General features: G+C 71.6%; 25 protein-coding genes. 13 read left to right on the top strand and 12 right to left on the bottom strand.

What is annotated here, in order from left to right; genetic code table 11:
* Positions 1 to 6: 6 nt before the first annotated feature.
* From deoC to ACO0M4_RS00775, 3 genes are read left to right on the top strand one after another with little or no spacing between them, the layout of a single operon-like run.
* Positions 7 to 1005: a deoxyribose-phosphate aldolase gene (gene deoC, locus ACO0M4_RS00785; protein ID WP_430371170.1), complete on the top strand. Its 999-nt coding sequence runs from the start codon at positions 7 to 9 to the stop codon at positions 1003 to 1005.
* A 2-nt stretch (positions 1006 to 1007) separates the two neighbouring features.
* Positions 1008 to 2438 (top strand): aldehyde dehydrogenase family protein, encoded by a 1431-nt coding sequence (locus tag ACO0M4_RS00780; RefSeq protein WP_430367563.1) that lies wholly within the window; start codon positions 1008 to 1010, stop codon positions 2436 to 2438.
* Positions 2431 to 3291 carry an aldehyde dehydrogenase family protein gene (locus ACO0M4_RS00775; protein WP_430367562.1) on the top strand — a complete coding sequence of 287 codons (861 nt, stop codon included), beginning with the start codon at positions 2431 to 2433 and terminating at the stop codon, positions 3289 to 3291. The genes ACO0M4_RS00780 and ACO0M4_RS00775 overlap by 8 nt, the downstream gene beginning before the upstream one ends.
* Positions 3292 to 3433: 142 nt before the next feature.
* Here ACO0M4_RS00775 and ACO0M4_RS00770 read toward each other — a convergent pair whose 3' ends face one another.
* Positions 3434 to 3874, bottom strand: a complete 441-nt coding sequence (locus ACO0M4_RS00770) for a hypothetical protein (protein ID WP_430367561.1) — start codon at positions 3872 to 3874, stop codon at positions 3434 to 3436.
* A 178-nt stretch (positions 3875 to 4052) separates the two neighbouring features.
* Between ACO0M4_RS00770 and ACO0M4_RS00765 the strand changes: the two genes are divergently transcribed.
* The gene (locus ACO0M4_RS00765; protein WP_430367560.1) at positions 4053 to 4697 is read left to right on the top strand and encodes a uridine kinase family protein; all 645 of its coding nucleotides are present in this window, start codon (positions 4053 to 4055) and stop codon (positions 4695 to 4697) included.
* 170 nt (positions 4698 to 4867) lie between these two features.
* Here the strand turns inward: ACO0M4_RS00765 and ACO0M4_RS00760 are convergent, their stop codons facing one another.
* Positions 4868 to 5689, bottom strand: coding sequence for a SigE family RNA polymerase sigma factor (locus ACO0M4_RS00760; RefSeq protein ID WP_430367559.1), 822 nt, complete (start codon positions 5687 to 5689; stop codon positions 4868 to 4870).
* A 282-nt stretch (positions 5690 to 5971) separates the two neighbouring features.
* Between ACO0M4_RS00760 and afsQ1 the strand changes: the two genes are divergently transcribed.
* The 5 genes from afsQ1 (at position 5972) to ACO0M4_RS00735 (ending at position 9892) form a co-directional block, all read left to right on the top strand.
* The gene (gene afsQ1 / locus ACO0M4_RS00755) at positions 5972 to 6649 is read left to right on the top strand and encodes a two-component system response regulator AfsQ1 (protein WP_430367558.1); all 678 of its coding nucleotides are present in this window, start codon (positions 5972 to 5974) and stop codon (positions 6647 to 6649) included.
* Entirely contained in the window at positions 6646 to 8388 is a 1743-nt protein-coding gene (locus tag ACO0M4_RS00750) for a sensor histidine kinase (protein ID WP_430367557.1), read from the top strand. The genes afsQ1 and ACO0M4_RS00750 overlap by 4 nt, the downstream gene beginning before the upstream one ends.
* Positions 8385 to 9017, top strand: coding sequence for a hypothetical protein (locus ACO0M4_RS00745; protein WP_430367556.1), 633 nt, complete (start codon positions 8385 to 8387; stop codon positions 9015 to 9017). Before ACO0M4_RS00750 ends, ACO0M4_RS00745 begins: the two co-directional genes overlap by 4 nt.
* 67 nt (positions 9018 to 9084) lie before the next feature.
* The gene (locus ACO0M4_RS00740; RefSeq protein ID WP_430367555.1) at positions 9085 to 9636 is read left to right on the top strand and encodes a VanZ family protein; all 552 of its coding nucleotides are present in this window, start codon (positions 9085 to 9087) and stop codon (positions 9634 to 9636) included.
* A gap of 46 nt (positions 9637 to 9682) precedes the next feature.
* Entirely contained in the window at positions 9683 to 9892 is a 210-nt protein-coding gene (locus ACO0M4_RS00735) for a PspC domain-containing protein (protein ID WP_100605028.1), read from the top strand.
* A 104-nt stretch (positions 9893 to 9996) separates the two neighbouring features.
* On the opposite strand, the gene ACO0M4_RS00730 is transcribed toward ACO0M4_RS00735, so the two are convergent.
* Together ACO0M4_RS00730 and ACO0M4_RS00725 are read right to left on the bottom strand one after the other, a co-directional pair.
* Positions 9997 to 10284: a hypothetical protein gene (locus ACO0M4_RS00730; protein WP_430367554.1), complete on the bottom strand. Its 288-nt coding sequence runs from the start codon at positions 10282 to 10284 to the stop codon at positions 9997 to 9999.
* Positions 10285 to 10426: 142 nt separating this feature from the next.
* Positions 10427 to 11620 carry an adenosine deaminase gene (locus ACO0M4_RS00725; RefSeq protein ID WP_430367553.1) on the bottom strand — a complete coding sequence of 398 codons (1194 nt, stop codon included), beginning with the start codon at positions 11618 to 11620 and terminating at the stop codon, positions 10427 to 10429.
* A gap of 103 nt (positions 11621 to 11723) precedes the next feature.
* Between ACO0M4_RS00725 and ACO0M4_RS00720 the strand changes: the two genes are divergently transcribed.
* Positions 11724 to 12491, top strand: coding sequence for an alpha/beta hydrolase (locus ACO0M4_RS00720; protein ID WP_430367552.1), 768 nt, complete (start codon positions 11724 to 11726; stop codon positions 12489 to 12491).
* A gap of 38 nt (positions 12492 to 12529) precedes the next feature.
* Here ACO0M4_RS00720 and ACO0M4_RS00715 read toward each other — a convergent pair whose 3' ends face one another.
* On the bottom strand, positions 12530 to 13513 hold the full coding sequence (locus ACO0M4_RS00715; protein WP_430367551.1) for a LysR family transcriptional regulator: 984 nt from the start codon (positions 13511 to 13513) through the stop codon (positions 12530 to 12532).
* Between the two features lie 96 nt (positions 13514 to 13609).
* On the opposite strand from ACO0M4_RS00715, the gene ACO0M4_RS00710 reads away from it, so the two are divergent.
* Positions 13610 to 14932, top strand: coding sequence for an MFS transporter (locus tag ACO0M4_RS00710; protein ID WP_430367550.1), 1323 nt, complete (start codon positions 13610 to 13612; stop codon positions 14930 to 14932).
* Between the two features lie 111 nt (positions 14933 to 15043).
* Here the strand turns inward: ACO0M4_RS00710 and ACO0M4_RS00705 are convergent, their stop codons facing one another.
* Together ACO0M4_RS00705 and ACO0M4_RS00700 are read right to left on the bottom strand one after the other, a co-directional pair.
* Positions 15044 to 15529: a hypothetical protein gene (locus tag ACO0M4_RS00705; RefSeq protein WP_430367549.1), complete on the bottom strand. Its 486-nt coding sequence runs from the start codon at positions 15527 to 15529 to the stop codon at positions 15044 to 15046.
* Positions 15530 to 15541: 12 nt separating this feature from the next.
* Positions 15542 to 16990 (bottom strand): hypothetical protein, encoded by a 1449-nt coding sequence (locus ACO0M4_RS00700; protein ID WP_430367548.1) that lies wholly within the window; start codon positions 16988 to 16990, stop codon positions 15542 to 15544.
* A gap of 127 nt (positions 16991 to 17117) precedes the next feature.
* On the opposite strand from ACO0M4_RS00700, the gene ACO0M4_RS00695 reads away from it, so the two are divergent.
* Together ACO0M4_RS00695 and ACO0M4_RS00690 are read left to right on the top strand one after the other, a co-directional pair.
* On the top strand, positions 17118 to 17516 hold the full coding sequence (locus tag ACO0M4_RS00695) for a DUF6415 family natural product biosynthesis protein (protein ID WP_430367547.1): 399 nt from the start codon (positions 17118 to 17120) through the stop codon (positions 17514 to 17516).
* Positions 17516 to 17716, top strand: coding sequence for a hypothetical protein (locus tag ACO0M4_RS00690; protein ID WP_430367546.1), 201 nt, complete (start codon positions 17516 to 17518; stop codon positions 17714 to 17716). The genes ACO0M4_RS00695 and ACO0M4_RS00690 overlap by 1 nt, the downstream gene beginning before the upstream one ends.
* A 278-nt stretch (positions 17717 to 17994) precedes the next feature.
* Here ACO0M4_RS00690 and ACO0M4_RS00685 read toward each other — a convergent pair whose 3' ends face one another.
* The 5 genes from ACO0M4_RS00685 to ACO0M4_RS00665 all read right to left on the bottom strand — a co-directional run bounded on the left by ACO0M4_RS00685 (position 17995) and on the right by ACO0M4_RS00665 (position 23839).
* Positions 17995 to 19272, bottom strand: coding sequence for a thymidine phosphorylase (locus tag ACO0M4_RS00685; protein WP_430367545.1), 1278 nt, complete (start codon positions 19270 to 19272; stop codon positions 17995 to 17997).
* A 110-nt stretch (positions 19273 to 19382) separates the two neighbouring features.
* The gene (locus ACO0M4_RS00680) at positions 19383 to 19784 is read right to left on the bottom strand and encodes a cytidine deaminase (protein WP_430367544.1); all 402 of its coding nucleotides are present in this window, start codon (positions 19782 to 19784) and stop codon (positions 19383 to 19385) included.
* Positions 19785 to 19842: 58 nt separating this feature from the next.
* Positions 19843 to 21123, bottom strand: coding sequence for an ABC transporter permease (locus ACO0M4_RS00675; RefSeq protein ID WP_430367543.1), 1281 nt, complete (start codon positions 21121 to 21123; stop codon positions 19843 to 19845).
* Positions 21120 to 22328 carry an ABC transporter permease gene (locus ACO0M4_RS00670; protein ID WP_430367542.1) on the bottom strand — a complete coding sequence of 403 codons (1209 nt, stop codon included), beginning with the start codon at positions 22326 to 22328 and terminating at the stop codon, positions 21120 to 21122. Before ACO0M4_RS00670 ends, ACO0M4_RS00675 begins: the two co-directional genes overlap by 4 nt.
* A complete protein-coding gene (locus ACO0M4_RS00665) occupies positions 22325 to 23839 on the bottom strand; it encodes an ABC transporter ATP-binding protein (RefSeq protein WP_430367541.1) in 1515 nt (504 codons plus the stop codon). The genes ACO0M4_RS00670 and ACO0M4_RS00665 overlap by 4 nt, the downstream gene beginning before the upstream one ends.
* Positions 23840 to 23999 lie beyond the last annotated feature (160 nt).

The raw sequence follows: 23999 nt of genomic DNA, 5'->3' as shown, positions 1-23999 counted from the left end.
GTGACCATGCCCACCACTGTTCCCGCATACGGCAACGAAGCCGCGGGGCGCCTGGCGTCGATGGCGGACGTGACCGCCTCGGACGGAGCGCTGCGCCGCTTCCTGCACGGACTCCCTGGCGTCGACGCGGTAGGGCTCCAGGCCCGCGCCGCCACGCTCGGCACCCGCTCGATCAAGACCACGGCGAAGGCGTACGCCATCGACCTGGCCATCTCGATGATCGACCTGACGACGCTCGAAGGCGCGGACACCCCCGGCAAGGTCCGGGCGCTGTGCGCCAAGGGCGTCCATCCCGACCCCACCGACCGCACCGCCCCCAAGGTCGCCGCGATCTGCGTCTACCCGGACATGGTGGCGACCGCCAAGGAGGCGCTCGGCGACTCCGGTGTCCACGTCGCGTCCGTCGCCACCGCCTTCCCGGCGGGCCGGGCCGCGCTCCCGGTCAAGCTGGCCGACACCCGGGACGCGGTGGCCGCCGGCGCCGACGAGATCGACATGGTGATCGACCGGGGCGCCTTCCTCTCCGGCCGCTACCTGGACGTCTTCGAGGAGATCAAGGCCGTGAAGGAGGCGTGCGCCCGGCCTGAGGGAGGGAGCGCCGCCCACCTGAAGGTCATCTTCGAGACCGGCGAGCTCCAGACGTACGACAACGTCCGCCGGGTCTCCTGGCTCGCGATGCTGGCCGGCGCGGACTTCATCAAGACCTCGACGGGCAAGGTGGCGGTGAACGCCACGCCCCCGGTCACGCTGCTGATGCTGGAGGCGGTGCGGGACTTCCACGCGGCGACCGGCGTCCAGGTCGGCGTCAAGCCGGCCGGCGGCATCCGGACGACCAAGGACGCGATCAAGTACCTGGTGATGGTCAACGAGACGCTGGGCGACGCGTGGCTGACCGCCGACTGGTTCCGGTTCGGCGCGTCCAGCCTCCTCAACGACCTGCTGATGCAGCGTCAGAAGCTCAGCACCGGCCGCTACTCCGGCCCCGACTACGTCACGGTGGACTGACCATGACCTTTGACTACGCACCGGCGCCCGAGTCGCGTTCCGTCGTGGATCTCGCGTCCTCCTACGGGCTCTTCATCGACGGCGAGTTCACCGAGGGGGCCGGCGGCGGTCTGCGCAAGACCGTCTCACCCGCCACCGAAGAGGTGCTGGCCGAGTACACCCAGGGCACCGCCGACGACGTCGACCGCGCCGTCAAGGCGGCCCGCGCGGCGTTCGAGAAGTGGTCGGCGCTGCCCGGCACCGAGCGCGCCAAGTACCTCTTCCGGATCGCCCGGATCATCCAGGAGCGCTCGCGCGAACTGGCCGTCCTGGAGACGCTGGACAACGGCAAGCCGATCCGCGAGTCGCGGGACGCCGATCTGCCGCTGGTGGCCGCGCACTTCTTCTACTACGCGGGCTGGGCCGACAAGCTCGACCACGCGGGCTACGGGCCGAACCCGCGCCCCCTGGGCGTGGCCGGCCAGGTCATCCCGTGGAACTTCCCGCTCCTGATGCTGGCGTGGAAGATCGCCCCGGCGCTGGCCTGCGGCAACACCGTCGTCCTCAAGCCCGCCGAGACCACCCCGCTGTCCGCCCTGTTCTTCGCGGACATCTGCCGCCAGGCCGGGCTCCCCAAGGGCGTCGTCAACATCGTCACCGGTGACGGCTCGACCGGCGCGGCGCTGGTGGCCCACCCCGGCATCGACAAGGTCGCCTTCACCGGTTCCACCGGGGTCGGCAAGGCGATCGCCCGTACGGTCGCCGGTACGGACAAGAAGCTCACCCTCGAACTGGGCGGCAAGGCGGCCAACATCGTCTTCGACGATGCGCCGATCGACCAGGCCGTCGAGGGCATCGTCAACGGCATCTTCTTCAACCAGGGCCACGTGTGCTGCGCGGGCTCCCGGCTGCTGGTCCAGGAGTCGGTCCAGGACGAGCTGCTGGACGCGCTCAAACGGCGGATGGCCACCCTCCGGGTCGGCGACCCGCTGGACAAGAACACCGACATCGGCGCGATCAACTCCGCCGAGCAGCTGGCCCGGATCACCGAGCTCGCCGACGCGGGCGAGGCCGAGGGCGCCGAGCGCTGGTCCCCGGCCTGCGACCTGCCCGGCTCCGGCTACTGGTTCGCGCCGACGCTGTTCACCGGCGTCACCCAGGCACACCGGATCGCCCGCGAGGAGGTGTTCGGCCCGGTGCTGTCCGTGCTGACCTTCCGCACGCCGGAGGAGGCGGTGGCCAAGGCCAACAACACGCCGTACGGCCTGTCGGCGGGCATCTGGACCGAGAAGGGCTCGCGGATGCTGTGGATGGCGAGCAAGCTGCGGGCCGGGATCATCTGGTCCAACACGTTCAACAAGTTCGACCCGGCCTCGCCGTTCGGCGGCTACAAGGAGTCGGGCTTCGGTCGCGAGGGCGGCCGGCACGGTCTGGAGGCGTACCTCAATGTCTGATCGTTTGAGCGTTCTCAAGACCTACAAGCTGTACGTCGGGGGCAAGTTCCCCCGGTCCGAGAGCGGGCGGGTGTACGAGGTGACCGACTCGAAGGACAGGTGGCTGGCCAACGCCCCGCTGGCCTCCCGCAAGGACGCGCGGGACGCGGTGGTCGCGGCCCGCAAGGCGTTCGGCGGCTGGTCGGGCGCCACGGCGTACAACCGCGGGCAGATCCTCTACCGCGTCGCGGAGATGCTGGAGGGCCGCCGGGACCAGTTCGTCGCCGAAGTGGCGGACGCCGAGGGGCAGTCGAAGGCCAAGGCCGCGGCGCAGGTGGACGCGGCGATCGACCGCTGGGTCTGGTACGCGGGCTGGTCCGACAAGGTCGCCCAGATCGCCGGGTCGTCGAACCCGGTGGCGGGTCCGTACTTCAACCTCTCCGCCCCGGAGCCGACCGGTGTGGTGGCCGTGGTGGCGCCGCAGGAGTCGTCGTTCCTGGGTCTGGTCTCGGTGCTCGCCCCGGTGATCGTCACCGGCAACACCGCCGTGGTCGTCGCCTCGGAGCGGGCCCCGCTGCCGGCGCTGTCGCTGGCCGAGGTGCTCGCCACCTCCGACCTGCCGGGCGGGGTGGTCAACCTCCTCTCGGGCCGGACCGCGGAACTGTCCGCCCCGCTCGCCGCCCACCAGGACGTCAACGCCCTCGACCTGACCGGCGCCGGGCCCGAGTTGGCGACGGAGCTGGAGGTCGCGGCGGCCGACAACCTCAAGCGGGTGCTGCGCCCGCGGGCCGCGGACTGGTCCGCCGACCCGGGCACCGGCCGGCTGCTGGCCTTCCTGGAGACCAAGACGGTGTGGCACCCGATGGGCGTCTGACCCGGCTCCGGCACGGCTCCGGAACGGACGAACGGCGCGGGACCTCGCCCTGGTGGGCGGGGTCCCGCGCCGTTGTGCGGGAACGGGGCGACGGTACGGGGCGCGGCGGAGGCGGACCCGGTTCTCGTCGGCCGGCGGCCGGTCAGCCGGGCAGCAACCGCATCGCGGTGCCGGTCACCGGCAGGTCCCGCAGCGCGCCGCCCTTGGTCACCGGGTCCGTCACCTGCGTGGTGCTCACCGGCTTGAAGTCGGCGACCTGGGTGCCGATGCCGTTGGCCAGCGGGTCGACGCCGGTGTTGGCCATCGGGTCCAGCTTGAGGTTCTTGACCGGACCGAGGCCCCGGCCGGTGGAGTCCGTCATCGCGTGGACCAGTGCGTGGCCCACGACACCGTCGTCGGACACGGGCTGCCGCGGGGTCGTACCGCCGGTCGTGCCGCCTGCGGTGCCGCCGGGCGCGGGGGCGGCCGCGCCCGCCGCCGCCGCGCCGCCCGTGAGCGCGACGCCGGCCGCGGAGATCACCAAACCGGCGCGCAGCAGACCGCGGGGCACGCGGCTGGGCTTGGGACGTGCGTGGGAGGGCATGTGTGCCACCTGCCTGTGGATCGGAGGAGCGGAATTGCGGTTTCGCACCGACTGCGCGAGGGAAATGTGAACCCTCTACGTAATCGATTGACTGCGTAGCGTAGTTGAGCGGTGGCGGGGGTTCCACCTCGCGCGCCAGGGGTACCCCCCACGGCGCAATGCCCGACAATGAGTGCCCGTGAACTCCCATTCGCCCACCCGGCCACCGTCCGCCCGCGTCCTGTTGTTGACCGGCCCCTCCGGCTCCGGAAAGACGTCCCTGGCCGCCGCGACCGGTCTGCCCGTCCTCAACCTCGACGACTTCTACAAGGAGGGCACGGACCCGTCGCTGCCGCAGTTGCCGGACGGCGGCGGCGCGGACTGGGACTCGCCGCTCTCCTGGGACGCGGGCGCCGCGGTCGCGGCCATCGAGGAACTGTGCCGTACGGGGCGGACCGCGGTCCCGGTGTACGACATCGCGACCAGCGCCCGGACCGGTTCCTCGGCGCTGGTGCTCGACGGGGCACCGCTGTTCGTCGCGGAGGGCATCTTCGCCGCCGACGTCATCGACCGGTGCCGGGCGGCGGGGCTGCTGGCCGATGCGCTGTGCCTGCGCGGGCGGCCCGCCACCACCTTCCGCCGGCGCCTGGCCCGGGATCTGCGCGAGGGCCGCAAACCGGCGGTCTACCTGGTGCGGCGGGGCCTGCGACTGCTGCGCAGCGAACGGACGATCGTGGCCCGGCACACCGCGCTCGGCGCCCACCCGTGCGCCGGGCCGGAGGCGCTGGCCCGGATAGCGGCAGCGCGGACGGGGTGCCCGGTGGAGACCGCGGCGCGGCGCTGACGCGCGCCTCTCCGGCACGCGGACCGGCGCACCCGGCACACCCGGCGCAAATGGAAGAGCGGGTTCGGGCAGACCCCCCGGCCGCCCGAACCCGCTCGCTTCCCCCGTGTTCCCCCGTGTCCCCCCTCGGGCTCTCCCCCCGGATCCCCCTCGGGCCTTACCCCCCGTCCTCAGGCGACCAGTGCGCCGAAGGACTCCTGCTCGTCACGGCCGAAGCTGAGGACCTCGTCCTCGCGCAGCCGGCGCAGCGAGCGCCAGATGCTGGACTTCACCGTGCCGACACTGATGTTGAGGATGTCCGCGATCTCCGGGTCCGTGCGGCCCTCGTAGTAGCGCAGCACCAGCATGGTGCGCTGCGCCTCGGGCAGCCGGGCCAGCGCCTGCCACAGGACGGCGCGCAGTTCGGTGCCGCGCATGGCGTCCGCGTCGGCGGCGGTCTCGGGCAGTTCCTCGGTCGGGTACTCGTTGAGCCTGCGCCGGCGCCAGGCGCTGATGTGCAGGTTCGTCATGGTGCGGCGCAGGTAGCCGCCGAGCGCCGCCTTGTCGCTGATCCGGTCCCAGGCCCGGTAGGTCGAGAACAGGGCGCTCTGGAGCAGGTCCTCGGCCTCGTAGCGGTCACCGGTCAGGTGGTAGGCGGTGGCGTACAGGGAGGCGCGGCGCTCCTGGACGTAGGCGGTGAAGGCCGCTTCGGCCTCGGCCGCTTCCGCCGCGGTGCGCCGGTCCCCCGTCTCCCTGTATCCCGTGCCCCCGTCGGTGCTCTCCTGGCCCCCGTTTCCCCCGCTGAGCCCCTGGGGCACCACCATCGCGTCAATGGCCACCATGTACGGCGGCCGCTGACGCCCGGTGCTGCGAGCGCACCCCCGCCCTCCCGTAAGCCCCCGGCTTCGCTCGGGCAGGGAGGTACCCCCATCGGCACCGGACTTCTCCCGCCCAATGTCGTGGAGGCGCGTGACGACTGCGCCGGAAGTCGTGCCGTGCAGTGTGTTCTTCATCGTGCTGCCCCCCGTCGGTCGAGCCAGTTCGTTCGGTGTGTCACCGGTCGGGATCCCACCTCGGCGGTGTTGATCTCTCCCGGCTGACCCAAAGACTGCCAACCCAGTTTCATCGCGTTGTCCGCCGTCTGTCACAGACGTGTCACAGGGGAGATCGCGGCGCGGCGTGGCTCCGTGAACGACGGTCGATCGGGCCCGGCGGGCGCCACCGGACGGCCACCGGGCGGACATCGGACGGCCACCGGTCGATCTACCGGCATCCCATGCGCCAGAATGGCGGACGTGCCTTTCCTGTTGCTGATCGAGGACGACGACGCCATCCGCACGGCCCTCGAACTCTCGCTGTCTCGCCAGGGTCACCGTGTGATGACCGCGGCGACGGGCGAGGACGGCCTGAAGTTGCTGCGCGAGCAGCGGCCGGACCTGATCGTGCTGGACGTGATGCTGCCCGGCATCGACGGTTTCGAAGTGTGCCGGCGGATCCGGCGGACGGACCAACTGCCGATCATCCTGCTCACCGCGCGCAGCGATGACATCGACGTGGTGGTGGGGCTGGAGTCCGGTGCGGACGACTACGTGGTCAAGCCCGTACAGGGCCGGGTGCTGGACGCCCGGATCCGGGCGGTGCTGCGGCGCGGGGAGCGGGAGTCCAGCGATTCGGCGACGTTCGGCTCGTTGGTGATCGACCGGTCGGCGATGACCGTCACCAAGAACGGCGAGGACCTGCAACTGACCCCGACCGAGCTGCGGTTGCTGTTGGAGCTGAGCCGGCGGCCCGGACAGGCGCTGTCCCGGCAGCAGCTGCTGCGGCTGGTGTGGGAGCACGACTACCTCGGTGACTCGCGGCTGGTGGACGCCTGTGTGCAGCGGCTGCGCGCGAAGGTGGAGGACATCCCGTCCTCGCCGACGCTGATCCGCACCGTCCGCGGCGTCGGCTACCGACTGGACGCGCCGCAGTGACGGCAGGCACCCCGCACGGCGGTGGGCCCGGGGAGGGCGAGCGGGGCACCGGGGACGGCGACGCGTCCGGCGGTCGGCTGGTGCGGCTGCTGCGCCGGGCCGCGGGCCTGCTGCGGCTGACGAGCCTGCGGCTGCGGCTGGTCGTGGTGTTCGCGCTGGTGGCGCTGACCGCGGCGGTCTCGGCGTCCGGGATCGCGTACTGGCTCAACCGCAACACGGTCCTGGACCGGACGCAGAACGCCGCCCTGAAGGACTTCCGCAAGTCGCTGGAGGACAGCGCCCACTCGCTGCCGCTGCGTCCGCGCTGCGCCGAACTCCAGGACGCGGCCCGCCAGATGGCGGCCGGCCCGCAGAACTACACGGTGCTGCTGATCGGAGTGGACAGCGCGGGCAAGGAGTGCGCGGCCACCACCGACAAGAACCTACTGACGCTGCAGACCATCCCGCAGTCGCTGCGCAACGCCGTCGACCAGGTGCGCCCGGTCGACGAGAACAACCCGTCCGCACACCACCTGTACTGGCAGCGCAAAGAGGTCCGGGACGTCCCGTACCTGGTCGCCGGGGCGAAGGTGATCGGCGGCGGGCCCACCGGCTACATGATGAAGTCGCTGGCCACCGAGCGGCAGGACCTGACGTCGCTGGGGTGGTCGCTGGGGATCGCCACGGCGCTGGCGCTGGTCGGTTCGGCGCTGCTGGCGCAGGCCGCCGCGACGACCGTGCTGCGGCCGGTGCAGCGGCTCGGGTACGCGGCGCGGCAGCTGGGCGAGGGGCGGTTGGACACCCGGCTGCGGGTCACCGGCACCGACGAACTGGCCGATCTGTCGCGGACCTTCAACCGCACCGCGGAGCGGCTCCAGCAGCGCGTCGAGGAGCTGAGCGGCCGGGAGGCGGCGTCCCGGCGGTTCGTCGCCGACATGTCGCACGAGCTGCGGACGCCGCTGACCGCGATCACCGCGGTCAGCGAGGTGCTGGAGGAGGAGGCGGACTCCCTCGACCCGATGATCGCGCCGGCCGTGCAGCTGGTGGTCAGCGAGACCCGGCGGCTGAACGACCTCGTGGAGAACTTGATGGAGGTCACCCGGTTCGACGCGGGGACGGCCCGGCTGGTGCTGGACTACGTCGACGTCGCCGACCAGGTGACCGCCTGCATCGACGCCCGGGCCTGGCTGGACGCGGTGGAGCTGGACGCCGACCGCGGCACCATGGCCCGTTTGGACCCGCGACGGCTGGACGTGATCCTGGCGAACCTGATCGGCAACGCCCTCAAGCACGGCGGTTCGCCGGTGCGGGTGTCGGTCCGTACGGAGCCCGCGGAGCCGGTGGCTGCGGCGCCGGCCGCGGACGGTGCGGAGCCGGCGGAGCCGGTGGCGGAGGAGGCCGGGCCCGGCGGGGATGCCGACCCGTTCGAACAGGGTCGGGAACTCGCGGGCGGGCAGCTGGTCATCCGGGTGCGGGACCACGGTCCGGGCATCCCGGAGGAGGTGCTGCCGCACGTCTTCGACCGCTTCTACAAGGCAAGCGCGTCCCGGCCGCGGTCCGAGGGCAGTGGTCTGGGCCTGTCGATCGCGCAGGAGAACGCGCACATCCACGGCGGCCGGATCAGCGCCGCCAACCACCCCGAGGGCGGCGCGGTGTTCACCCTGTGGCTGCCGATGGACGCCTCCCGGCTGACCGACGGCGACGAGCCGGCGGACGGCGGCGGGCGGCCGAAGGGCGAGGGCCCGGAGGGCCGACGATGATCCGGCGCGTCCGGCCCGGGTCGGGGCGGTACGCCGCCGCGGTGGCGGTGCTCGCACTGGCCGCCGCGGGCTGCGGGATCCGCGGCACGTCCGTGCCCGTCGACGCGGGCGGTGCCCCGTCGCGGGTGAGCTGCCACGCGCCGGAGTCCGATACGTCCACGGCAGCGGCGGGCGCGGCGCGGGTCCCGGTGTATTTGGTGTGCGGGTCGACGCTGGTCCCGGTGGAGCGGGCGGTGGAGCAGCCGCCGGGCACCCCGGGGGCCGCGATCCGGCTGCCGGCGGCTCGCGCGTTGCTGGCCGAGTTGCAGCGGCCGCCGACGCCCGACGAGGCTCGGGCCGGGTTCAGCACCGCGCTGCCCACGGCGCTGCGGGTGGCGGGGCCGCGCGCCGGCGACGCGCCGGAGGCGCTGCGGCTGTCCGTCGAGCCGGACGACCTGCCGTCGTTCGCGCTGGCGCAGTTGGTGTGCACCTACGGCAGGAGCGGCGCGCTGGGGCGTACCGGGGGCGCGCTGCTGGGCGGCCCGGGCCCGGCGGCGGCGCACCGCTACGACTGTTCGCCGGACGTCCAGGCCAACCCGGCCGTCGCGCAGCACGCGGGCTGGGGCGACCCGCAGGCCGAGGAGAGCTGAGCGCTTCCGGCCAAGACGGGCGCAACGGGGCGGAACCGCGGCCCCCGCTAGCGGCGTCCTGGCCTGTGTGCAGCGTCATGGCCCCGGCAACACCGTCGCCCCCCGTTTGCGCGCCACCGGGTTTCTCCTCCTTGTGGCGCATCTGCTGATCGTCGGCTGGCTGATGTTGCGTCCGCGTACGGTGCCGTGGGTGCCGGCCGCGAATCTGGAGCCGCTGGCGTCGATCCACGCCGAGCTGGTGCGGGGCGGCTGGTCGGCGGTGTGGCATCTGGGCGCGCCGATGTTGTTGCTGGCGCCGCTGGGGGTGCTGCTGCCGTTGGCCGGCGGGCGCGTGAACGTTTCCCCCTTGGGCTCGATGGCCCGTACCGTCTTCGCCGGGGCGATGATCTCGTTGACGATCGAGCTGCTGCAGACCGCGGTGCCGGGCCAGGTCCCGGACGTCGACACGGTGCTGCTGAATACGCTCGGGGTCGCACTGATGCATCTGGCGGTCGTTCCTGGGGCCCGGTCCCGGCTCCGCCGTCGGGACGAGCGGTGTGAGGGTGTGACCCCGAGAATCTCCAGGGTCGGCCTGGCCCCGCAGGCTGACGTTTTCTCCGGCGGCCGGACCTACTTTTGAGGCATCGGGGCAGCCGCCCCGGATCGTCGAGAAGGAGTAGCCCGTCATGGCCGCCGCACTGGTCCGTCCCGCCAACAACCGCATGATCGCCGGTGTCTGCGCCGGCCTCGCCCGCCGCTTCGGGACGTCCCCGGCGACGATGCGGGTGATCTTCCTGGTCTCCTGTCTGCTGCCCGGTCCGCAGTTCCTGGTCTACCTGGCGCTGTGGGTCCTCCTCCCCTCGGAGGACAAGGCGCGCGACGCCGCGGCCTGGTAGCCCGGCACGCCCCGGACACGACGGCGCCCCGGCCCGTACGGGATACCGCGTACGGACCGGGGCGGTCCTGGGGAGGCGTCCCCTGGGGGACGGCAGGGGCCGGATCAGCCGCCGATGGGGAGGTTCTTGGTGACCGCGCCGGCGGGGATGCCGCCGAGCAGCTGGTTGCCCTTCTTGTTCAGGTGGGTCTTGACGTCGCTGCCGCCGCCCCTGGTGTTGGTGGCCCCGGAGAGGGTGCTGGTGGCGTCCTTCACCGGCAGGCTGTGCAGCACACCGTTGGTGTCGATCGAGTTGCCCGCCGGGGTGGCGGCGGAGGCCGCACCCGCGGCGGTGGCTGCGATGGCGGCGCCGAGCGCGACGGCACCAAGAGTCTTGACCGTTCCCTGCTTCATTGCTTTACGTCCTCGTGATGGGGGCTAGACCGGCTAGGAAACCTAGTGATTCCGCCGGCGCTGCCGCAAACACCCCTGGCAAGCGGAAAAACGGCCGGTGGACAATCCACCGGCCGTTGCGCTAGACGCCTCACACGGGCGCTCACTCAGCGTCAGACTCCCTGCTGGGGGCGGGAGTTGTGGCCGACTGACGGAAGAGCCATTCCGAGCGCAATTCCGCGTATCCGGGCTTGATGACGTCATTGATCATGGCCAGACGTTCATCGAAAGGAAGGAAAGCAGACTTCATACCATTGACCGTGAACCACTGGAGGTCATCGAGCGTGTAGCGGAATGTCTTGACCAGGTGCTCGAATTCCCGGGACATGCTGGTGTCGCCCATGAGGCGGTTGTCGGTGTTGACCGTGCAGCGGAACTGCAACCGCCGCAGCAGGCCGATGGGGTGCTCCGCGTAGGAAGTGGCGGCCCCGGTCTGGAGGTTGGAGGTCGGGCACAGCTCCAGCGGGATGCGCTTGTCCCGGACGTAGGAGGCGAGCCGGCCGAGGGTGACGGAGCCGTCGTCGGCGACCTCGATGTCGTCGATGATGCGGACGCCGTGGCCGAGCCGGTCGGCGCCGCACCACTGGAGCGCCTGCCAGATGGACGGCAGGCCGAAGGCTTCGCCGGCGTGGATGGTGAAGTGGTTGTTCTCCCGCTTGAGGTACTCGAAGGCGTCGAGGTGACGGGTGGGCGGGAAGCCGGCCTCGGCGCCCGCGATGTCGAAGCCGACCACGCCCAGGTCGCGGTAGCGGTTGGCGAGTTCGGCGATCTCCAGCGCCCGGGCGGCGTGCCGCATGGCGGTCAGCAGGGCTCCGACGCGGATCCGCTGGCCGCGCTCACGGGCCCGTCGTTCGCCCTCCCGGAAGCCCTCGTTGACGATCTCGACCACCTCTTCGAGGCGGAGCCCGCTCTCCAGGTGCTGCTCCGGCGCGTAGCGGACCTCGGCGTAGACGACGCCGTCCGCGGCCAGGTCCTCGGCGCACTCGGCGGCGACCCGGAACAGCCCTTCGCGGGTCTGCATGACGGCGCAGGTGTGCGCGAAGGTCTCCAGATAGCGTTCCAGCGAACCGGAGTCGGCGGCCTCGCGGAACCAGATCCCGAGCTTCTCGGGGTCGGTCTCGGGGAGTCCGGCGATGGGGGCACCGCCCACGCCGTCCAGGCTGTGGGGGACGATCTCGCGGGCCAGGTCGACGACGGTGCCGGGGCGCAGCCCGCCGTCGAGGTGGTCGTGGAGCAGCACCTTGGGGGCACGGCGGATCTGTTCGGCGGTCGGGAGGTTGCTGAGCTCGCTCGTCATTTCGGCACTGTAGCCCCTACGCGCGTAGATCTCGCCGAACGATACGTAACAGTGACCCGTCCACAGGGTGGACAGGGCGCCGCCTTCTGCCATCGTTCTCGTCATGGCTCAGCAAGCACTGCCGGTGCGCGAGGCCCGGCTGGGAAAACCACTGGGAGCGGGCGGCTCGGACCGGACGGTGAACGCCGTCGCCCTCCTCCTGCCCGGGTGCGGACCGAACGGGCTGCGCCGGCCGTCGCCGGTGCCGGCCCTGACCGTACGCCCGCTGGCCGCCCGGCTGGCCCGGGCCGGCCGCCCCGAGGGGCTGACCGTCCACGTGGTCCACTACCGCTGCCGCGGCTGGAACGGCTCCGCGGCGCACCCGGCGCAGGACGCCACCTGGGCGCTGGAGGAGGTGGTCCGGCGCTACGGTGACGTCCCGGTCGCGCTGGTCGGCACCGGCATGGGCGCCCGCGCGGCCCTGCACGCCGCCGGCCACCCGGCCGTGCACGCCGTCCTGGCCCTCGCCCCCTGGCTGCCCGATCCGCGCCAGTACGGCAGCGGCCCCGACCCGGTGAAGCAACTGATCGGCCGTCAGGTCCTCCTGGTACACGGCACCAACGACGAACACATCGACCCCGACCTCTCCTACCGCTACGCCCAACGCGCCAAGAAGATCAACCGCGACACCTGCCGCTTCGAGGTCCACTCCGACAGCCACTCCCTGCACCAGCACCGCTCCGAGGTGCACGCCCTCGCCACCGACTTCCTCCTCGGCTCCCTCTTCACCCACGCCTACGCCCGCCCCGTCAAGGACGCCCTGGCCGCTCCCCCACCCCTGGGCCTCCGCATGCCTCTGGCATCGGGCTTCGGAACGTCACTACGGCACTGACCGCCGGGGCAACTCCGGTGCGGGGGTGGGGTGTCGGGTCACGACAGCAACGCCCCCCGGCGGCTCAGGAGGAACTTTTTGAAGGCGGCTACCGGGGGTGTGTCCAGCCGGCCGTCGAGCCAGGCGACGCCGATCTCGCGGACCGCTCGGGGGGCGGTGACGGTCAGTTCGGCGACGCCGGGGCGGGGGACGGCGGGTGGGGGAAGGAGGGCGACGCCCAGGCCGGCGGCCACCAGGCCGCGGAGGGTTTCGGCTTCTTCGCCCTCGAAGGCGACGCGCGGGGTGAAGCCGGCCTCGGCGCACAGTGCGTCGGTGATCCGGCGGAGGCCGTAGCCCGGTTCGAGGGTGACGAAGAGCTCGCCGGCCGCCTCCGCGAGGCGGATCCGCTTGCGGCCGGCCAGCGGGTGGTCGTCCGGGACGACCAGGCGGAGCTTCTGCTCGTCGAGGCGGCGCGCCGCCAGGTCCGGGTAGTCGGGGACCGGGGAGGTCAGGCAGAGGTCGAGGTCGCCGGCGCGGAGACGTTCGATCATCGCCTCGCCGTAGTTCTGGACGAGCTGGAAGCGGATGCCCGGGTGGTCGGCGCGGAAGCTGCGGATCAGGCCGGGGACGGTCTCGGAGCCGAGGGTGTGCAGGAAGCCGAAGGCGACCTTGCCGGCGGTCGGGTCGGCGTCGGCGCGGACGGATTCGGTGGCGCGTTCCAGGTCGGTCAGGGCGCGTTCGGCGGCGGCGCGGAAGGCGCGGCCGGCCGGGGTGAGGGAGAGGGTGCGGCCGTGCCGGGCGAAGAGGGCGACGCCGAGGTCGTCCTCCAGCCGGACCAGGGCGCGGCTGAGGGTCGGCTGGGGCATGCCGAGTTCGTGAGCGGCGCGGGTGACGTGCTCGTGGCGGGCGACGGCGGCGAACTGGGCGAGCCGCGGGGCGAGGGTCAGCGCCCAGGAGTCGGGGCCCAGCTCGGCGGCCTCGGGGGCGGTCGGCGGGACCGAGTGGGGGTGTTCCGAAATGTCTTTTCTGTTGCGAGCTTGCAACAGAGACGGTTGTGAGCTGCGATCATGTGTCACAGCATCGATTATCGCGTTTTGATGCATTGGACGCATGAGATGTCGTCCTTCTACCTTCGGAGCATGCCTCCCGCTGATACCGGGGCGTCCGTCACCGACCGTGCGGCCGCCTCTCCCCAGTCCTCCACAGACTCCCCTTCTCCTTCCGCCGCGGCCACCGACCCCGAGTCGGACAAGCTGCGGCCGGGCGGCCCCGGCTACCGCCGAATGAGCTTCGCCCTGTTCGCCGCCGGAGTGGCCACCTTCGCCCTGCTGTACTCCACGCAGGCACTGCTGCCGGCCATCTCCGCGGACCTCAACGTCGCACCGGACCAGGCGAGTTGGACCGTCTCCGCGGCCACCTTCGGGCTGGCCCTCGGGGTGATCCCGCTCAGCGCGCTCTCCGAGCGGTTCGGCCGCCGCACCATGATGACGGCCTCCCTCACCGTCGCCGCGGTGATCGCGCTGCTGGTGCCGTTCGCCCCCTCCCTCGGCACGTTGATCGCGCTGCGCGCCGTCCAGGGCCTCGCGCTGGCCGGGCTGCCCGCGTCGGCGATGGCGTTCCTGGCCGAGGAGGTGCGCGCCAAGGCGCTGGTGGCGGCGATCGGCCTGTTCGTGGCCGGCAACAGCATCGGCGGGATGTCCGGGCGGATCGTCACCGGCTGGGTCGCCCAGGCGTGGGGCTGGCGGGCGGCGCTCGGCGCGGTGGGCGTGCTGGCCGTGGTGTGCGCGGTGGCGTTCCGGCTGTTGGTGCCCCGGGCCCGGCACTTCGTGGCGCGCTCGGTGGGCCCACGGGCGCTGGCCCGTACGCTCGGCGGGCACCTCGCCGATCCGCTGCTGCGCCGCCTCTACGCCATCGGCGCCCTGTTCATGACGGTCTTCGGCGCGGTCTACACGGTGATCGGCTACCGCCTGGTCGCCGAGCCGTTCAACCTGCCGCAGGGCATCGTCGGCTCGATCTTCGTGGTCTACCTGGTCGGTACGGTCTCCTCGGCCGCGGCCGGGAAGCTGGTCGGCCGGGTCGGCCGGCGCGGTGCGCTCTACCTGGCCGTGGGCACCACCACCGTCGGTCTGCTGTTCACCCTGGCCTCGTCGGTGGGCGCGGTGCTGGCGGGCCTGATCCTGATCACCGCGGGCTTCTTCGCGGGCCACGCGGTCGCCTCGTCGTCGGTCAGCCGCACCGCCAAGACCGCCCGGGCCCAGGCGTCCGCGCTGTACCAGTGCGCGTACTACATCGGCAGCAGCCTGGGCGGCGCGCTCGGCGCCGCCGCCTTCCACTCCGCCGGCTGGTCGGGCACCGTCCTCCTCGGCCTGGCCGCGATGGTCGGCGCCGCCGGCATCACCCTGTACGCCACCCGCAAGGCGAGCGCCGAACGCCGCCTTCTGCACCTCCAGAAGGCCGCGTAACACCCCCCAGCGCGAAGGGCCCGCCCCGCCACCTGTCCTGGTGGGGCGGGCCCTTCGTCTTCGTCGCGCCCTTCGCCGCTCGGCCCGCAGCCGGACGTGCGGCGTGCACGGTCACGCACCGCGCGCGGCGCCGACCGGCCACACCACGTCAACGGGCAGTCCCGCACTCCGAGCCTGTTCGACCGTGTCCGCGGTCCCGCCTCCCTTGCCCGAGGGCGGGGTGCCGTCCCACACGGCCACGAGCCGATCGGCGCGCCTGAGCAGTTCGCCGTTGGCGGTCTCGTACGCCTGCCGGTTGGCGGCATCGTAGGGCATGGTCACGACATCGGCGTGGGCAGCGAGCCGGTCGAAAGTCGGCGCGTGGTCAGGCTTGACCTTGACCTGGCGGTAGTCGCGTGAGGGGAGGATGACGACGAGGCGCCCACCGGCTTCGACGACAGCCTCGGCGAACAGCGTGTCAGCACCGCGGGCAAGACAGGTGACGCCGACCAGTTCTTCCCGGGCGTATGCGCGCAGAAGCTCCTGCATGGCTCCTTGCACGAGCGGCACGGTGCTCGGGGTCAGGTCCATGTGGCCGGTTACGGCGATGGCGGTCATGGCGGGTCTCTTTCAAGCGACGGCGAGCAGCGTACGGATCTCCTCCCGGGCCTCGCGGAGAGAGCCGGGAGCCTCCCTACCGACCGTATAGGGATAGAGCCGGGACAGCTGATCGCGGACGCGGGCAGACTGTGTGAGCCCAGCGGCGTCTACCGCTCGCCGAGTGCAGGCGGCCGCTTCTGTGGTGTCTCCGACGAGGAAGTGGCACTCGGCGAGGCCGATCCAGTCGAGCGCGTGGCTTCGGCGAGCTTCAGGGCTGCGGTGATCAAGGGCGGTTCGGATCGCCTCCGCTGCGCTCCGTGCATGCTGTCGGGGGGCTTGCCTGGCCAGGTCGAGCAACCGACCGCCGGTGACGCCTGCCAGTTCGGCCGCGTCGAAGTAGCTGATCCAGTGAGGCTCATCGCTGTGGCCGGTGGACGCCAACGCCTCGTGAGATTGTCCAGTAGCACGCCGGAAAGCCGCACTTCGCCCCATGGCTGCGTAAGCCCATGCCTCGCGGGTGTGAAGCATCGCGCGCAACCGCGGACCGGCTGTGGTGCGGACTCCGTCCTGGGCAAGACGGACCAGTTCGAGAGCGTCTTGCGGACGGTCCCCGTAGAGCATCTGGCGCGCCATGCCGGCGAGCACGTTGGCACCGAATGCGGTGTCGCCGGCAGCATGCGCTGCGCGTAGCGCGAGCAAGTAATAGTCCTGGGCGCGCCGCTGGAGCCCTGAGTCCCAGGCCATCGTGGCCGCGGTGCCCGCGAGTTGGGCCATGACGCCGTGCAGCCGCCGTTCGATAGCTCGGGGCTGGTTCTCGTCGAGCGCGGAGGCGACCTCGTTCAACTGTCCGAGGACCGCTTTGCGACGCAGCCCTCCGCCGTATTTATGGTCCCAAGCGCGAAATGTTCGCGCGGTGGTTTCCAGATCGTCCAGGTCGCATGCTCCCAAACGCCCGGGGCGTCGGTCACGATTATCCGCGGTGGCGGGTTGCAGCCAGCCTTCGAGGGAGTCGAGCAACGTGACCCCGGTAACTGCTGCTGCGGACAGAGTGCGTGCGGCGACGCGGCGGGTCATCACGAGATCGCTCCTCGTCAGGTGGTGGGCTAAGCCGACTGTGGCATCAGGGCACCACGGCACCCCCTTGGAAGGCTGACGATCATCCGTGGTCGGGGGTTTGGAATCGGGAGGTGACGTCGCTTCCCATGGCCGTGAAGCGAGCCCGAGCATGGCTCCCGGGATGGCAAGACCGTCGGAGATACGGCGGATGACGGCCATCGAAGCGATCTGGTGCTTCCCCGTGATGACGTGTGAAACCTTCCCGGGCGTCAACGCGCAGGCCACAGCGATCTTGTTCTGGCTGAGGCCGCCCCACTTCTTGATCAAAGCGAAGACAGCGGCGAAATCGTGCTCTTCGAGCGCTCGGCGCAGATCGTCACGCTCCAGCACCTCATGGCCGTGCAGGGGACCGGGGGTGTCCATAGGGCCCACTTCCAGGGTGATCCTCGGCGCGATCAATCATCGCGTCGCACCGGCAACGAGTCTATTTCCGCCTCGGTAACCCCTGCCGGTCATTCCCGTAGCCCCGCATCCCGACAAAGCTCGTCGCATGCCAACGAGAGGGGCGCAGGATATGAACAATCCTCAGAAAACCGTGCTCGGTTTGCAGCAGCGGTTGCGACTCGACACAGAGACGATCTCTGCGACCATCCGCTGGGCTTTGCACTTCGGCGCCGGCCGTCCCACTCCGGGGGAACTGGCGGAGGCGGAGGGACTTCTCCGAGGGCACATCGCGGTGCTTCTCACTGAGGTACGAGAAGAAGCTCCTGATCAGAAAAATCCCAGCGGCGCCGAGGTATGTCAGATGACCAGCCGGCTCAAGGCCATTGGGCGGCAGATGGCAGAGGGACTCGGTGACAGCCCACTGGCCGCCCACGTCAAGGTGCGGCACCTCGCCCGGGACTGCCAGTGGCTGCTGGCGCACTACACGGCGAGGGCAGGCTGGTGATGCCCAGGACGACGGCCCACGGACCATCCGGAATGGCCGGCACGGTCGGAGACGACGTCATCACCGTCCACGAGATCGTCCAGGTTGGCGAAGCGCTGCGCACCAAGTGCGGCGATGGAGGGCCCGACGACGAGGTCGAGGAGTGGTTGCGCGCCGTGAACTGCCCTGCGTGCCTGGAGACGAGATGGGCTCCAGCATGAGCGGACCGAATGCGTTCAGCAGGATCCGTGGGGACATGAAGCGCCATGCTCACGCCGCAAAGGACGACGTGAAACGACGGCCTGGGGGCGGACCCCCCGACACCAGAGGCTCCGCCTCATACCGGACCGCCGGCACCCACGACCTGAAGGGCCCGCCCCGCCACCTGTCCTGGTGGGGCGGGCCCTTCGTCTTCGTCGCGCCCTTCGCGGGCGGAACGTGGCGAAGGGGAACGGTGGCGGGCCTCCGGTCCCCTTCGCCTGCGTGGGGGAGGCGCAGGTCAGGCGATGCGTTCCAGGACCACCGGGCGGGTGGTGAAGGTCGTGTCGGACGGGCCGATTTCGATGCCGCCGTCCAGGGCCCGGAGCGCGTAGTCGAACTTCTCCGGGGTGTCGGTGTGGAGGGTGAGGAGGGGCTGGCCGGCGGTCACCGGGTCGCCGGGCTTGGCGTGGAGTTCGATGCCCGCGCCGGCCTGCACCGGGTCCTCCTTGCGGGCCCGGCCGGCGCCCAGGCGCCAGGCGGCGAGGCCGACGGCGTAGGCGTCCAGGGTGGTGAGGGTGCCGGTGGTGGTGGCGGTGACGGTGTGCTGTTCGCGGGCGACGGGGAGCGCGGCGTCCGGGTCGCCGCCCTGGGCGGTGATCATGCGGCGCCAGTGGTCCATGGCGGAGCCGTCGGCCAGCGCCTTGGCCGGGTCGGCGTCCTTCAGGCCGGCCGCGTCGAGCATCTCGCGGGCGAGGGCGAGGGTGAGGTCGACGACGTCGGACGGGCCGCCGCCGGCCAACACCTCGACGGATTCGCGGACTTCGAGGGCGTTGCCGGCCGTGCGGCCGAGGGGGGTGGCCATGTCGGTGAGGAGGGCGACCGTCTTGACGCCGTGGTCGGTGCCCAGACCGACCATGGTGGAGGCGAGTTCGCGGGCGTCGTCGAGGTGCTTCATGAAGGCGCCGGAGCCGACCTTGACGTCGAGGACGAGGGAGCCGGTGCCTTCGGCGATCTTCTTGGACATGATGGAGGAGGCGATGAGCGGGATCGACTCCACGGTGCCGGTGACGTCGCGGAGGGCGTAGAGCTTCTTGTCGGCGGGGGCGAGTCCGTCGCCGGCGGCGCAGATAACCGAGCCGACGTCGCGCAGGACGTCCAGCATCTCGGCGTTGCTGAGCTGGGCGCGCCAGCCGGGGATGGACTCCAGCTTGTCGAGGGTGCCGCCGGTGTGGCCCAGGCCGCGGCCGGAGAGCTGCGGGACGGCGGCGCCGCAGGCGGCGACCAGCGGGGCGAGCGGGAGGGTGATCTTGTCGCCGACGCCGCCGGTGGAGTGCTTGTCGGCGGTGGGCCGGGTCAGTGCGGAGAAGTCCATCCGCTCACCGGAGGCGATCATGGCGGCGGTCCAGCGGGCGATCTCCTTGCGGTTCATGCCGTTGAGGAAGATGGCCATGGCGAGGGACGACATCTGTTCGTGGGCGACGTCGCCGCGGGTGTAGGCGTCGATGACCCAGTCGATCTGTTCCGGGGTCAGCTCACCGCGGTCGCGCTTGGTACGGATGACGGAGATGGCGTCCATGGACGGGTTCCTTTCGAACGGGTAGCTCCCGTTCTACACGCATAGACGCGACGGCCGCCAGGGCAGGCGGCAGGCGGCGCCACCCGCTGTCCGCGGGGCGCCGCCCGCCGTCATTCCGCCAGGTGTCCCGGACCGAACGCGTCCGGCAGCAGTTCCGCCAGCGGCCGGATGCCGGCCGCGGTGTCCACCAGCATCTGCGGTCCGCCGTGCTCGTGGAGGAGTTGTCGGCAGCGGCCGCACGGCACGAGCAGCTCGCCCTTGCCGTCGACGCAGGTGAACGCGGTCAGCCGGCCCCCGCCACTGGCGAACAGGGCGGAGACCAGGCCGCATTCGGCGCACAGCGCGAGACCGTACGAGGCGTTCTCGACGTTGCAGCCGGTGACCGTGCGGCCGTCGTCCACCAGGGCGGCGGCGCCGACGGGATAGCCGGAATAAGGGGCGTAGGCCCGGGACATGGCGTCCCGGGCCTGCGTCCGCAGTGCGGTCCAGTCGACCGGCACTTGGTGCGTCATGCGCGCTGTCTTCCTTCGTTTCTTGCTTCGCGCGGGGTGCGGGGATCCGCTCCCCGCGTCAGTGGCCCTGGCCCTTGCGGTAGGGCTTGCCGATCGCCTTCGGGGCCCGCAGGCGCTGTGAGAAGAGCGCCAGGACCAGCAGCGTAGCGATGTACGGGCTGGCCTCGACCAGTTCCAGCGGGACGTTGTCGGAGAGGGCGTACCAGACCACCAGAACGGCGGCGGCCACCGCGGCGACCGCGGCCTGGGCCCGCTTGGCGGCGCGCAGCCGCACCAGCGCCAGCCCGGCGAGCAGCGCGGCCAGACCCAGCAGCAGGGCGTGCACGGTCGGGCCGCCGCTGCGCAGCTGCATGGCGTCCATGAAGCCGAACAGGCCCGCGCCGAGGGCGACGCCGCCCGGCCGCCAGTTGCCGAAGATCATCGTGGCCAGGCCGATGTAGCCGCGACCGCCGGTCTGGCCGTCCTGGTAGAAGTGCACGCTGATCGCCAGGAAGGCGCCGCCGAGGCCGGCCAGCGCGCCGGAGACCAGGATCGCCGCGTACTTGTAGCGGTAGACGTTGACGCCCAGCGACTCGGCGGAGAGCGGGGCCTCGCCGCAGGACCGCAGCCGCAGGCCGAACGACGAGCGCCACAGCAGGAAGAAGGTGCCGACGAAGAGGCCGACGGTCAGCAGGGTCAGCCAGGAGACGCCGGTGACCGCGCCGCCGAGGACGCCGGCGAGGTCGGAGACCAGGAACCAGTGGTGGCTCTCGATCCCGTTCAGCCAGTCCGCGAGGCCGGGGACGGTGAAGGTCGGCATGTCAGGCATCGGCGGGGACTGCTTGTCGTTGCCGCCGGCCACCATGGCGGCGCTGCCTTCCTGGCCGAACCACAGGGTGGCGAGGTACTGGGTGGCACCCAGCGCCAGGATGTTGAGGGCGACACCGGAGACGATGTGGTCGACGCCGAAGGTGACGGTGGCCACCGCGTGCACCAGGCCGCCCAGCGCACCGCCGAGGACGCCGGCCAGCGCCGCCGCCCAGGGGCCGTGCTGCCAGCCCACCGCGCCGGCCGCGAACGAGCCGAGCATCATCATGCCTTCGAGGCCGATGTTGATCACGCCGGCCCGTTCGGACCACAGACCGCCCAGACCGGCCAGCCCGATCGGCACGGCGGCGCTGAGCGCGGCCCCGAACTGGCCGCCGGAGGTGAGGTCCCCGGCACCGCTGATGGCCCGCAGGGCGGAGATCGCGACCAGCGCGCCGGCGATGATCAGCAGCACCCAGGGGTAGGTCAGCTTCCGCCGTCCGCCCGTGCCGGGGGCCGCGGGCCGCGCCGCGGACTTGAGTTCGGTACTCACGCCGTCACCTCCGGCTTGTCACTGTTGTCGGCGTTGCCGGTGCTGCCGGAGCTGCCGTCGCCGTCACCGGCGCGGGCCAGCACGGCCAGTTCCTCGCCGACCTTGCGCTGCTGGAGGCGCAGCCCGTAGCGGCGGACGACCTCGTAGGCGATGACCACGCAGAGCACGATGACGCCCTGGATGACGCCGACGATCTCCTGGGCGTAGCCCTCGAACTCCAGCCGGGAGCCGGTGCGGTCGAGGAACGCCCACAGCAGTGCGCCGAACGCCATCCCCGCCGGGTGGTTGCGGCCGAGCAGCGCGATGGCGATGCCGGTGAAGCCGATGCCGGCCGGGAAGTCGGTGCCGTACTGGAACGATTCGCCGAGCAGGGTCGGCATCCCGACCAGGCCGGCCGCGGCACCGGACAGCAGCATGCTGATGACGATCATCCGCTTGACGCTGACGCCGCTGGCCTCGGCGGCCGGCTCGGAGGCGCCCACCGCCCGCAGGTCGAAGCCGAAGCGGGTGCGGTTGATCAGGAACCAGTACAGGGCACCGGCCAGCACCGCGACCACCACGAAGCCCTCGACCGGCTTGGGGTGGGTGGAGAAGGAGAAGAAGTGGCTGGACTCCGGCAGGAACTTGGTGTGCAGGAGGTTGCCGTCCTTGATGGCGAGCCGGCCGTCCTGGAGGAAGTAGCCGATCACCGAGGCCGCGATGGAGTTCAGCATGATCGTGGTGATCACTTCGCTGACCCCGCGGGTGGTCTTCAACAGACCCGCGATGCCCGACCAGATCGCGCCCACCAGCATCGCGACGACGATGAGCAGGATGATCTGGAGGGCGCCGGGCAGGGCGATGGCGCCGCCGACCGCCGCCGCGGCGAAGGCGGCCAGGCGGTACTGCCCGTCCACCCCGATGTTGAAGAGGTTCATCCGGAAGCCGATGGCCACCGCGAGCGCCGAAAGGTAGTACGGCACCGCCTTGTTGATGATCCAGACCTGGCTGTCGCTGTAGTGGCCGTAATCGGCCATGATCCCGTAGGCCCGGAACGGGTTCTCGCCGGACGCCAGGAAGACCAGCGAGCTGATGACGATCGCGGCGACGATGGCCAGCACCGGTGCGGCGATGCCGAGCAGGACCTTGTCCCGGGCGGCGCTGCGCGCGAGGGCGGCAACGGCCGGATTCTTCTTGGCCGTTGGGGTAGTGGTGGACGTGCTCACTGCTCGCCACCCCCTTGGGTGGCGGCGGTGTCGTCCGACGCGCTGAGGTGGCCGCTGGCGGCACCGGTCATGGCGGAGCCCAACTCCTCCGGGGTGATCACGGCGGGGTCGGCGTCCGCGACCAGCCGGCCCCGGTACATCACCCGCAGGGTGTCGGACAGCCCGATCAGCTCGTCCAGGTCGGCAGAGATCAGCAGGACCGCCAGGCCCTCCCGGCGCGCGGCGCGGATCTGCTCCCAGATCTGGGCCTGCGCGCCGACGTCGACCCCGCGGGTGGGGTGGGCGGCGATCAGCAGCTTGGGGTGGTGGCTCATCTCGCGGCCGACGATCAGCTTCTGCTGGTTGCCGCCGGAGAGCGAGGCCGCGGTGACCTCGATGCCGGGGGTGCGGACGTCGTACTCGGCGACGATCCGCTCGGTGTCCTTGCGGGCGCCGGCCAGGTCGAGGAGCTTGCCCTTGCTGTTGGGGCGCTCGGTGACGTGGCCGAGGATGCGGTTCTCCCACAGCGGGGCGTCCAGCAGCAGGCCGTGCCGGTGCCGGTCCTCGGGGATGTAGCCGATGCCGCCCTTGCGCCGGGCGCGGGTGGAGGACCGCGACAGGTCCGTGCCGTCGAGGGTGATGGTCCCGCCGTCGGGCGTGCGGGTGCCCATGACGGCCTCGACCAACTCGGCCTGCCCGTTGCCCTCGACGCCGGCGACGCCCAGCACCTCGCCCTTGCGGATGGTGAACGAGACGCCGTCCAGCACCGTGCGGACCTCGCCGCTCGCGTCGGTGGTGGTCAGCCGCACGTCGCTGACCCGCAGCAGTTCCTCGTCCGTGACGGTGGACTCGCGGGTCTCCGGGGAGGGCAGTTCGCTGCCGACCATGAGTTCGGCCAGCTGCTTGGGGGTGGTCCCGGCCGGCTCGACGGACGCCACCGTCGTACCGCGCCGGATGACGGTGATGTCGTCGGCGACCGACAGCACCTCGCCGAGCTTGTGCGAGATGAAGATGACGGTCAGGCCCTCGGACTTGAGCTCGCGGAGGTTGTCGAAGAGCGCGTCGACCTCCTGCGGGACGAGGACCGCGGTCGGCTCGTCGAGGATCAGCGTCCGGGCGCCCCGGTAGAGGACCTTGAGGATCTCCACCCGTTGCCGGTCGGCGACGCCCAGGTCCTCGACGAGCACGTCCGGCCTGATGTTCAGCCCGTACGCGTCGGAGATCTCCCGTATCTTCGCGCGGGCGCCGGCGCCGATGCCGTGCAGTTTTTCCGCGCCGAGGACGGTGTTCTCCAGGACGGTGAGGTTGTCGGCGAGCATGAAGTGCTGGTGCACCATGCCGATGCCGCGGGCGATGGCGTCGCCCGGGGAGTGCAGGGCGACGTGTTCGCCGTCGAGCGCGATGGTGCCCTCGTCCGGCTTCTGCATGCCGTAGAGGATCTTCATCAGGGTGGACTTGCCGGCGCCGTTCTCGCCGCACAGGGCGTGGACGGTGCCGCGGCGGACCGTGAGGTGGATGTCGTGGTTGGCCACGACGCCGGGGAACCTTTTGGTGATCCCGCGGAGTTCTACAGCAGGGGCGTCCTGGCCGGGCGGGCTGCTGCTGGTGGGCGCTGCGTTGATGGCGCACTCCCCTCAGGGGCGAAGGAGCAGAAGGGACGGAAGAAGATGGGGACGGAGCGGGGAGGAGCGG

The sequence above is a fragment of the Streptomyces sp. RGM 3693 genome, from assembly GCF_050471125.1.
Lineage (GTDB): Bacteria > Actinomycetota > Actinomycetes > Streptomycetales > Streptomycetaceae > Streptomyces.
Note: the sequence above shows the minus strand (reverse complement) of the source record. Positions and strands in the feature narration are given on the sequence as shown.

Coding starts and splice junctions, on each gene's coding strand:
- ACO0M4_RS00705 (WP_430367549.1), bottom strand. CDS start 15,529: ATGACCGCCATCGCCGTAACCGGCCACATGGACCTGACCCCGAGCACC.
- deoC (WP_430371170.1), top strand. CDS start 7: ATGCCCACCACTGTTCCCGCATACGGCAACGAAGCCGCGGGGCGCCTG.
- ACO0M4_RS00760 (WP_430367559.1), bottom strand. CDS start 5,689: ATGAAGAACACACTGCACGGCACGACTTCCGGCGCAGTCGTCACGCGC.
- ACO0M4_RS00745 (WP_430367556.1), top strand. CDS start 8,385: ATGATCCGGCGCGTCCGGCCCGGGTCGGGGCGGTACGCCGCCGCGGTG.
- ACO0M4_RS00680 (WP_430367544.1), bottom strand. CDS start 19,784: ATGACGCACCAAGTGCCGGTCGACTGGACCGCACTGCGGACGCAGGCC.
- ACO0M4_RS00700 (WP_430367548.1), bottom strand. CDS start 16,990: ATGGACACCCCCGGTCCCCTGCACGGCCATGAGGTGCTGGAGCGTGAC.
- ACO0M4_RS00730 (WP_430367554.1), bottom strand. CDS start 10,284: ATGAAGCAGGGAACGGTCAAGACTCTTGGTGCCGTCGCGCTCGGCGCC.
- ACO0M4_RS00720 (WP_430367552.1), top strand. CDS start 11,724: ATGGCTCAGCAAGCACTGCCGGTGCGCGAGGCCCGGCTGGGAAAACCA.
- ACO0M4_RS00770 (WP_430367561.1), bottom strand. CDS start 3,874: ATGCCCTCCCACGCACGTCCCAAGCCCAGCCGCGTGCCCCGCGGTCTG.
- ACO0M4_RS00690 (WP_430367546.1), top strand. CDS start 17,516: ATGCCCAGGACGACGGCCCACGGACCATCCGGAATGGCCGGCACGGTC.
- ACO0M4_RS00780 (WP_430367563.1), top strand. CDS start 1,008: ATGACCTTTGACTACGCACCGGCGCCCGAGTCGCGTTCCGTCGTGGAT.
- ACO0M4_RS00695 (WP_430367547.1), top strand. CDS start 17,118: ATGCCAACGAGAGGGGCGCAGGATATGAACAATCCTCAGAAAACCGTG.
- ACO0M4_RS00710 (WP_430367550.1), top strand. CDS start 13,610: ATGCCTCCCGCTGATACCGGGGCGTCCGTCACCGACCGTGCGGCCGCC.
- ACO0M4_RS00725 (WP_430367553.1), bottom strand. CDS start 11,620: ATGACGAGCGAGCTCAGCAACCTCCCGACCGCCGAACAGATCCGCCGT.
- ACO0M4_RS00775 (WP_430367562.1), top strand. CDS start 2,431: ATGTCTGATCGTTTGAGCGTTCTCAAGACCTACAAGCTGTACGTCGGG.
- ACO0M4_RS00685 (WP_430367545.1), bottom strand. CDS start 19,272: ATGGACGCCATCTCCGTCATCCGTACCAAGCGCGACCGCGGTGAGCTG.
- ACO0M4_RS00735 (WP_100605028.1), top strand. CDS start 9,683: ATGGCCGCCGCACTGGTCCGTCCCGCCAACAACCGCATGATCGCCGGT.